The organism is Hymenobacter terrestris (assembly GCF_013377905.1).
Classification (GTDB): Bacteria; Bacteroidota; Bacteroidia; order Cytophagales; family Hymenobacteraceae; genus Hymenobacter; species Hymenobacter terrestris.
This window is the reverse complement of sequence record NZ_JABKAV010000094.1, coordinates 1-9,429: the sequence shown is the minus strand read 5'-3', so window position 1 is coordinate 9,429 and position 9,429 is coordinate 1. Positions and strand designations below refer to the sequence as shown.

Genomic DNA, 9,429 nt, shown 5'->3' with positions numbered 1-9,429 from the left:
CCATCCCGGTCAGCCGGGCATGGCCGCACCGGCCGCGGCCCCGGCAGCGCTGGGCGAACGGTCGTTCTTCGACGACATTTAATCACAGGTGTTGCAGATAAAATTTATTTCGCAGATTGCGGATACAGTTTTTCTATCCTCTGACTGAAGCCTGCCTCTTGGGGTGGGCTTCGTTGTTTTTAAATGCCCGACTGCGGCTGCTCATCGGAGCATCAAAATCACCATCTCACTACCTCACCATCTCACCTATGGGCCAGATTGCACTTGAAGGCATGGAGTTTTTCGCCTTCCACGGATACTATGATGAGGAGCAGAAAATCGGCAATAAGTATGGCATCGACCTGTTCATTGACACCGACCTGCACGCGGCTGGGGCTTCCGACCAGCTGGCCGAAACCGTGAATTACGAGGTGTTGTACCGAGTGGTAGCCGAGGAAATGCAGGCCCCGGCCCGCCTGCTCGAACACCTCGGCCACCGCGTGCTCGACCGGGTGCTGGCCGAGTTTCCCTACGTGAACGGCGTGCGCGTCAGCGTTTCGAAGTTTAACCCGCCGCTGGGCGGCATCTGCCACCGGGCCCGCGTGACACTGGAGCGCCGGCGGGACTAGGGGCGAAGATTTTTATACAGTGGAGTAGGGGCGGAGTTCGCCTTTGCTCGCCGTTGAACGAGCTTGTTGAACAAAAGGCATTGCCACGAGGCGTGTTTTGAGTCAATGATTCAGTGCAGCGGCGGGCGGAGGCGAGCCCTGCCCCTACGTCGTTCAAAAAAAAGTTGCGGCCCACTGTAACGAACCGCCGTCGGGCCGGTACCCCTTACAACTCTCCCGCTAAAACTGCCCTGCACCGTGGCCCACGTCAGCGACGAAACCTTAATGGAACAAGTCCGCGGCGACAACCTGGACCAGCTCACGCCGCTGTTCGAGCGTTACCACGGGCCGCTGTTTAATTTTTTGTGCCGGCTTTGCGGGTGCCGCGAAACCAGCCAGGATTTGGTGCAAAACGTGTTTTTGCGAGTGCTGAAATACCGGACCAGTTACCAACCGGGCCAGCCCTTCCGGGCTTGGGTGTACCAGCTGGCCCGCCACGTTCATCACGACCACTGGCAGAAAAACCATCGGCTACCAGACGATGTGGAAGGTTTCGAGCGCACCGCCACCCACCGCCGCGCCGCCCTGGCCGGCATGGCGGCCTCCCAGGACCACGCCGCATTGCAGGAGGCACTGGGTTTGCTGCCCGTAGCGCAACGCGAAATTCTGGTGCTGCACCGGTTTCAGGGCTTTAGCTACGCCGAAATCGGAGAGTTGCTGGCTTGCTCCGAAGGGGCCGCCCGGGTAAAGGCCCACCGCGCCCTGGAGGCCCTGCGGCAGGTGTATTTTCAATAAGACTTCTTACTAAGATGATACCCGAAGAAATCGACGCCCAATTACCGTTGCCACCCGACTGCACTGCCCTGCTGCCGCTGCTGGCCGACTACGCCGCCAAGGATTTACCGCCCGCCGAAGCGGCGCGGGTGGCAGCCCACTTGCCGCACTGCCCCGACTGCCAGGCTCGTCTGGCCGAGTACCAGATGCTGCTTCCACTGCTGGCTGATGTTGCGCCCGAACTGCCCCCGTTGGCCCTGCGCGACGACTTTTTGGCTATGCTGGCCGCCGAGAAGCACACCTTGCAGGCCGCCCGAATTTCGGCCCGTCCAGCGGCAGCAGTTGTGCGGCCGCTATGGTCGGCGGGGGCGCTGGATGCGGCTACGGCCGGCTGGCTGCGCATTGCGGCTAGCGTGGCGTTGCTGGTTGTGGGCGCAACGCTTGGTTGGCTGTTGGCCCGGCCCGGCTCGCCTTCCGAAGCTACACTGGCATACAGTCAGGCTGAATCGGCCCAGCTACTGGCCCGCCAGCTGACGGCCACTAATGGCCAGCCATCTATGGCCAGCAGCCGGATTCAGCTGGTACACGAGGCGGTGGCTGAAAACGTGCGTCCCGGCGACCCTACGGTGCTCGTGCTCATTAACACGCTCAACGCCGACCCCAACCCCAACGTGCGCCTGGCCGCCGCCGAAGCCCTCTTCCGGCTACGCGCCGACTCGCTCGTGGGGCCGGCCCTGGCCCAGTCGCTGGCCGTGCAGACCGACCCCAACGTGCAGATTACGCTGATTGATATGCTCGTGAGCCTGCGCCGCAAGCAGGCCGTGCCCCAACTCCAGCGCTTGGCCCAGCGCCCCGATGCGCTGCCCGTGGTGCGCCATCAGGCCACCCAGGGCATCGGAGTGCTGCTTTGAAATGTCTTCAGCTGATGACCATTCGCCGTCAGTCTCGCTCCGGCGAGTTAAGTAACGCCTGGCATTTTATTCGTTTTGTGGCCTACTATCAGTCCCGATTTCCCTTCATGCATTTTCGCTTTTCACTCATGAAAAAGACTTTTTTACTAACCCTGCTGGCGCTGCTGTACGCTGCCGGCTTGCGGGCCCAGGAGTACAAAATGAAGCTTAACGGCGCTCAAATCGTAATTCTGATGCGCAACTCGGAAGTGACCGTTGAGGGCTATGACGGCGACGAGATAGTGATTAAAGGGAATAGTAACAAAGAACCCGACAAGCGGGCCGAGGGCTTACATTCCGTGTACAATACTGCCGTAGACAACACCAAAATAGGTCTGGAAATCCGGCGCACCGGCAATACGGTAAGCATCGTGCAGGCCTCACGTTGGACCAACCGCTACACAATCCAGGTGCCTCGTGCGGCCGACGTAGTATATCGGTCTATGAATTGGGGCGACGAAGACCTGGTAATGCAGAACCTGCGTGGCCGCTTGCAGGTGGAAATGAAAAGTGCTAGTGCCAAACTGCTCAACGTAACCGGCCCGGTAGTGGCCAGCAGTACCAGCGGCGACATTACGGTGCGCTACGCCACGCTCACGCCCGCGCCCAGCGCCATCAGCAACATCAGCGGCGCTATTGATGTGGCTCTGCCCACCGCCACCAAGGCCACCCTCACCATGCGCACCATTTCGGGCGAGGTATATACCGATTTCGACCTGACCCCGCCCAAAACCGGCGATACCGGTGGCCTGACCCGCATTGGTGGCCAGGCCACTGGCGGCCACCTCAACGGCGGCGGTACATCTATTTCGCTGAAAAACATCAGCGGTAACGTGTACGTGCGGAAGACCAAGTAAAGCAGCAAAGCGCAAACAAGACAACTCCTACCCTTAGACTTCCCCTTTTATGACACGCTTTCTCCTGAATTTGTGCACCGTGGCCGGTTTGTTGCTGGCCGCCGCGCCGGTAGCCCACGCCCAGAAAACCATCGACAAAGCGGCCCCCGTGGCGGCCGGCCAGACGGTGGTGCTGGACCTCAAATACGGCACCACCATTCGGCTACGGCCGGCGTCCGACAACCGGCTGCGGCTACGGGCCACGGTGAGCATCAACCAGAACAAGCTGAACGACGCGCTCGAGCTTGAATTGCGCGAAACCCCGACTGCCGTAACCGTTACGGCCGACCTCAATAAGCAGCTGCTGGCCCAGGCCCAACCCGGCGACTGTCCGGCCAACGCCCCCGGCACAACCTACTTCGGCTCCTGGGACGGCGGGCGCGATGTCCAGGGCAACCGGGCCGCGGTGTGCGCCACTATCACCTACGATATTACCCTGCCCGCCAACGCTACCCTGCGCCTCAACACCATCAGCGGCAACGTGGACGTGGCCGGCCTGACCGGACCGCTGGAGCTGAAAAGCATCAGCGGGTTCGTAGATGTGAGCTGGCCCGCCGGCCGTGGGGCCGAGGTGGCCTTCAAATCAATTTCAGGAGAGGTGTTCACCAACCAGGAAGTTACTTTCAATAACCGCAAAGAGAATTCGGTGGTGGGCTATGAGGTGCGGGGTACGCTGGCCGGCGGTGGTCCCCGCATCCGGCTCGAATCCATCAGTGGCAACGTGTTTTTTCGCAAAAGCAACTAGTCAGTTACCAGTTGACGGTTGGTAGTCGTCAGGCCGTTCACCGACTGATAATGAGTAACTGCATAATTTGCTGCCAATCAGGCAACCCCAGCTCGGCTGGCAGGCTCTTTCTGTCATTACTCTTCTACTTATTCAGTCATGCGCCACCTCTATACCCGGAGATTTATCGGTCTGTTATCCCTGCTGAGCGGCCTGCTGTTCGTTGCCCCCGCCCAGGCCCAGCAGGCGCCGCTGGCTACAGCGGCCACCACTGGTGCTGGCCGCCTCACGGGCATGGTGCTGGACTCGCTTAAGGCCCAGTCGGTGCCCTATGCCACGGTGGTGCTATTGCCGGCCGATGCGGCCGACGACAAGCCCATAACCGGCGCAGCCACTGATGAGCGGGGCCGCTTCGTACTCGACAAGCTGACGCCCGGCAACTACCGGCTGCGGGCTTTGTTTGTGGGTTACGCTACCCGCACGCGGCCCGTAACCGTAACGGCCGGCACAACCGACGCGGGCAGCTTCCGGCTGCCGGTGGCCGGCACGACCCTGGGCGAAGTGGTGGTGACGGGTACCAAGCCAGTGATAGAAGTACGCCCCGACCGCCTGGTGTACAACGCCGACCAGGACCTGAGCAACGCTGGCGGTACGGCGGCCGACGTGCTGCGCAAGGCCCCGCTGCTAGCCGTAGATGGCGACGGGAACGTGCAGATGCGCGGCTCGGGCAACTTCCGGGTGCTCATCAACAACAAGCCCTCGCCCACGCTGGCCAAAAACCTGGCCGAGGCCCTGAAAAGCATTCCGGCCGAGCAGATTCAGAGTGTGGAGCTGATTACGACGCCACCCGCCAAATACGACGGCGAAGGCACGGCCGGCATCATCAACATAGTGCTTAAAAAAGGTGTCCAGCAGAAAGCCAACGGCCGGCTGAGCGCTACCACCGGCAACCGTAACAGCGGCCTCAACTCCTCGCTCAACTTCCGCACCGGCAAGCTGGGCTTTACCTCCTCGCTGGGTGGCGGGCTGTGGTACAACCCCGGCCAGAGCCTCCGGGAGCGGACAAGCTTCGATGCAAGTGGCCAGGCCACCAGCCTGCTGCAGCAAAACAGCGACGTGCAAAATAATGGCGGCTGGTATTACGGCTCGGTAGGCTTCGATTTCGACCCCGCCGACCACCACAGCTTTTCGCTGGCCAGCTCGCTCAACGGCTGGGGCGGCTCTTCCGACCAGACCCTGCGCAGCCGCACGACCCCGCTGGCCGGGCCAGATACACTGGCCGGGCAGCTGTTCGTGCGCGACAACCGCAACCGATTTTCGGGCCTGAACACCGAGCTGACCGGCACCTACACCCGCACCTTCGAGCAGAAGGGCCGCGAGTGGAGCGTGCTGGGCCAGTACGCGGGTAACCCCAGCACCAGCGGCTACGATTTTGAGCAGTATAACGGCCGCCTCGTGCCGCTGAGTCCGGCCCTGGCCAGTGCCCGCGAGCGTAGCCGGGGCCGCCAGCCCGGCTCCGAAAGCACCATTCAAACCGATTTCGTGCAGCCCATGGGCAAAGATGACAAGCAAAAGCTCGAAACCGGCCTCAAAGCCATCTGGCGCAGCACCGGCTCGCGGGTGAGCGTGGACAGCCTGGCTCCCGAAACCGGCGAGCCCAACCGGCTGCCGGCCCGTGGCACCGATTTTGACTACCAGCAGGACGTGCAGGCCGCTTACGCCACTTACTCCTTTGGCTTGGGCAAGAAGCTGAGTCTGAGCCTGGGCGGCCGGCTGGAGCGCACGGCGCTAACGGCCGATTTTCGTACTACCGATACGGGTTTTCGGCGCAGCTACTACACGCCGCTGCCCAATGGCAACGCCCAGCTCACGCTTAGCGAGGCCAGCAGCCTGCGCCTGGCCTACAGCCGCCGCATTACCAGGCCCTACATCTATTACCTCAACCCATTCCGCGACGTGTCGGACCCCAACGTGGTGAGCTTTGGTAATCCTGACCTGGAAGCCGAGCTGACCGACTCCTACGAGCTGGCCTACAACACGAGTATCAAAACGGCTACGCTGAACGTGTCGGGCTCGGTGCGGCGCACGGGCAACGCCATCGAGCAGGTAAGCCAACTGCTGGATCCGGTTCGTAATATCACCGAGCAAACCTTCCGCAACGTAGCCGCCAACACGTTTTACGAGCTGAACGTGTACGGCTCGCTGAAGCCGGTTAAGGGCTGGGAACTGAGCGGCGGCCCCAACGTGCGCTACATCACGCGCCGCAGCACGGCGCTGAATCTGCGGCGCGAGGGCTTTACGGCCGGCCTCAACCTGAATACGAGTTACAAGCTGCCCAAGGAATTTATGGTGCAGGCCTTTTTGTACGGCTCGCTGCCCGACCCCCAGATTCAGGGTACCGGCTCGTCCAATCTGTATTACTCGCTGGGGGGCAAGAAAACGTTCTGGAAGGAGCGCGCCGACCTCACGCTCAATGTGGCTAACCCCTTCAACCAATATTGGGCTTACCGCAGTACCCTGCGCACCGCCTTTTTCGAGGAAGCCAGCGAGTACCGGGCCTACAACCGGGCAGTACGCCTGAGCTTCGGCTACCGCTTCGGCGATGCGAAGTCGGGTGGGGGAAGCCGCCGCAAAACCATCAGCAACGACGACGTGAAGGGCGGCGGTAGCCAGCAGGGCGGGCAACAGTAATTGTTTTCGCAATTGAGACACAGGATTCTACTCCTGGCCTTTGGTCGTGCAAAGCAATTACGATTTATTTCGTACTATATATTTGGATATACGATATGTTTCGTATATGTTTGAAGTACGAATAATATCGTACCTTCTATTGGCTGATTTACAATGACTAAAAAGATGATACCCAAGCCCACCGAGTCGGAACTGGAGATTTTGCAGGTGCTCTGGCAGCACGGCCCCAGCACGGTGCGCTTCGTGAACGACGAGCTGAGCCAGCGCCGCGACATTGGCTACACCACTACGCTCAAGCTACTGCAACTGATGCTCGAAAAGGTGCTGGTGCTGCGTGAAGACGACACCCGCACCCATGTGTACCGGGCGGCAGTACGTGAGGAGGAAACCCAGGGGCTGCTGCTTGACAAGTTCGTGGATGCCGCCTTTGGGGGCTCGGCCATGAAGCTGGTGATGCAGGCGCTGGGCAACCGGCGCACCTCGCGCGAGGAGCTGGCCCAGATTCGCCGCCTGCTCAACGACATCGAAATTCAGAACGATACCAACTCACCCGCTAACGACCCTGCGCAATGAACTGGCTCGAACAACTGCTGCCTCCGGCCCTCGTGCGGGCCCTGGGCTGGACTCTGATTCATTCGCTCTGGCAGGGGGCGGTAGTGGCGCTGGCGCTGGCCGGGCTGCTACTGTTGCTGCGCCGCCACTCGGCCCAGGTGCGCTACCGCACCGCCGCCGCCGCGCTTATTACGCTGCTGCTGCTGTGCGGCCTCACGTTCGGGCGGTACTATTACCAGGCCCCTTCAGCTGGCCCGGCCGCTGCCGCAGTAATGCAGCCGGCCGATACGGAAAGTGCATTAGGCGCTGCCGTAGCTGCCGTCCCGGCTGCCCAGTTGGCTGTCGGCCCGGCCGCGCCCGGCTGGCTGGACTCGTGGCAGACGTATTTCGATGCCAACCTGCCGCTGCTGGTTACCGTGTGGCTGATGGGCCTACTCGTGATGCTGCTGCGTCTGCTGGGTAGCCTCGCCTACGTGCAGCGCCTGCGGCGCTACCGGGTGCAGCCGCTGGCCGCCGAGTGGCAGGAGCGGCTGGCGGCCCTGGCCGACCGCGCCGGCCTGAAGCAGCGCGTGGAACTGCTCGAATCGGCGCTGGTGAAGGTGCCGGTGGTGGTGGGGCATCTGCGGCCGGTGGTGCTGCTGCCGCTGGGTACCGTTACCGGCCTGGGCACAGCATACCTCGAAGCGGTACTGGCCCACGAGCTGGCCCACGTGCAACGCCGCGACTATCTGCTGAACCTACTACAGGCCGTGGCCGAAACGGTCCTGTTTTACCATCCGGGCGTGTGGTTTATGGCCGCCTGCCTGCGCACCGAGCGCGAAAACTGCTGTGACGACGTTGCCACAGCCCTGGTGGGCGGCAACCCGCTCACGGTGGCTCGCGCCCTGGCTGCCCTGGCCGAGCTAACGGCCGCCCCGGCGCCTGTCGGATCAAGCCTGGCGCTGTCGGCGCTGGGGCCCGATGGCTCGGTATTGGGCCGCATCCGGCGACTGGTGCAGGGCCGGCAGCGGCCCACGTTTGCCGAGGGCTTCATGGCTGCCTGCGTGGTACTGGTAGGCGTAGTTGTGCTGAGTACCGCAGTGGCGCTGGCCCGTCCGGCCGCAACTTCGCTGGCGGCCACGCTGGCTAAACCGGCCGCTGCCCTGCGCCGCGCCGCTACGCTGGCTCCGGCGCAGCCCGCGCCAGCCACGGTGCCGGTGTTGGGTGCCGCCCCCGAAACCCGCCCCGACTCTCAGGAGGCATTGCGCATCCTCAGCGTGTCGGCCGACGGGCAGGCGCGGGCCCGCTTGGGCAGCACCGAAATCAGCTTCGATACCATTCGCAACCCGCGTCTGATGCGCTGGTCGAGGTCTGGCCGCCGAAGTGCTGATGCCGGTACGGTAATTATCAAGCGCGATAAGAAGGGCCGCCTGACGGAGCTGCTGATTGACGGACAGCCGGTTGACATCGCCCCGGCCCGCAAAAAGGGCGACCAGGTGGACGTAGTGCAACTCGACAGCCGTGCAAACCGGTTTGCCCCACGGCCACAAACCGACGAACAGCAGCGGCTGGAGGAACTGGCATTGCGCATGAACCGGGCGACGCTGAGTGGCGACGCCCCCAGTGCTGCCGATGCGCAGGAGCTATCGGCGCTGGCGCTGGCCGAGGCGCAGCGGGCGGTAGGAGAGATGGATATGGATGACATCACCCGCAACGCTTTTGCTCAGGCACAGAAAGAGCTGGAGGCCGCCGTCAAATCGGCCCGCACCGACGAGGAGCGGGAGTTGCTGCAGGAACAGGTGGAAGCCATGCGCGAACGGCAGCAGGAGCGGGAAGAAGAACAGATTCAGCAGCGGCGTGAAATCCGGCAGGACATTCGTGAAGCCCAGGAGCAGGCCCGCCGCGATGCGGAACAAGCCCGGCGCGATGCCGACCAAATCCGCCGCGACGCCGATCAAGCCCGCCGGGATGCCGATCAGGCCCGCCGCGACGTGGAGCAGGCCCGCCGGGATAAAGGCACCGCCGCCCTACTGCAGGAGCTACGCCGCGACAACCTCATCCAGAATACCAACAACCTGCAGCTCAGCCTTTCGGCCAGCGGGATGACGGTGAACGGGAAGAAGCAGCCGGCCGCCGTGCAGCAGAAGTATCTGCGGCTGATAGAGCAGCAGCAGGGCCAGCCGCTGCGGGGCGCGTACAACCTCAACTACCAGACTTCGGGCTCGACGACCAACATAGTGGGGACAATGATGACTCCGCCCGCGTCACCTGCGCCC

The 9,429-nt window shown here is 62.6% G+C and carries 8 protein-coding genes; all 8 read left to right on the top strand.

The genetic code is table 11. From position 1 onward, the window contains the following. Window positions 1-248: 248 nt before the first annotated feature. The gene (gene folB / locus HW556_RS17250) at window positions 249-608 is read left to right on the top strand and encodes a dihydroneopterin aldolase (protein WP_176901368.1); all 360 of its coding nucleotides are present in this window, start codon (window positions 249-251) and stop codon (window positions 606-608) included. A gap of 264 nt (window positions 609-872) precedes the next feature. Continuing rightward, window positions 873-1,382 (top strand): RNA polymerase sigma factor, encoded by a 510-nt coding sequence (locus HW556_RS17245; protein WP_176901367.1) that lies wholly within the window; start codon window positions 873-875, stop codon window positions 1,380-1,382. Window positions 1,383-1,396: 14 nt separating this feature from the next. Continuing rightward, window positions 1,397-2,272 (top strand): HEAT repeat domain-containing protein, encoded by an 876-nt coding sequence (locus tag HW556_RS17240; protein ID WP_176901366.1) that lies wholly within the window; start codon window positions 1,397-1,399, stop codon window positions 2,270-2,272. 128 nt (window positions 2,273-2,400) lie between these two features. Beyond that, on the top strand, window positions 2,401-3,168 hold the full coding sequence (locus HW556_RS17235) for a DUF4097 family beta strand repeat-containing protein (protein ID WP_176901365.1): 768 nt from the start codon (window positions 2,401-2,403) through the stop codon (window positions 3,166-3,168). 49 nt (window positions 3,169-3,217) lie between these two features. After that, complete coding sequence (locus HW556_RS17230; RefSeq protein ID WP_176901364.1) at window positions 3,218-3,952, top strand: DUF4097 family beta strand repeat-containing protein; 735 nt, start codon at window positions 3,218-3,220, stop codon at window positions 3,950-3,952. A 138-nt stretch (window positions 3,953-4,090) separates the two neighbouring features. Then, window positions 4,091-6,622, top strand: coding sequence for an outer membrane beta-barrel family protein (locus tag HW556_RS17225; protein ID WP_176901363.1), 2,532 nt, complete (start codon window positions 4,091-4,093; stop codon window positions 6,620-6,622). A 153-nt stretch (window positions 6,623-6,775) separates the two neighbouring features. After that, a complete protein-coding gene (locus HW556_RS17220; RefSeq protein WP_176901362.1) occupies window positions 6,776-7,195 on the top strand; it encodes a BlaI/MecI/CopY family transcriptional regulator in 420 nt (139 codons plus the stop codon). Continuing rightward, window positions 7,192-9,429 (top strand): M56 family metallopeptidase (locus HW556_RS17215; protein WP_176901361.1); only part of this gene is annotated, 2,238 nt, incomplete at its 3' end. The genes HW556_RS17220 and HW556_RS17215, both read left to right, overlap by 4 nt.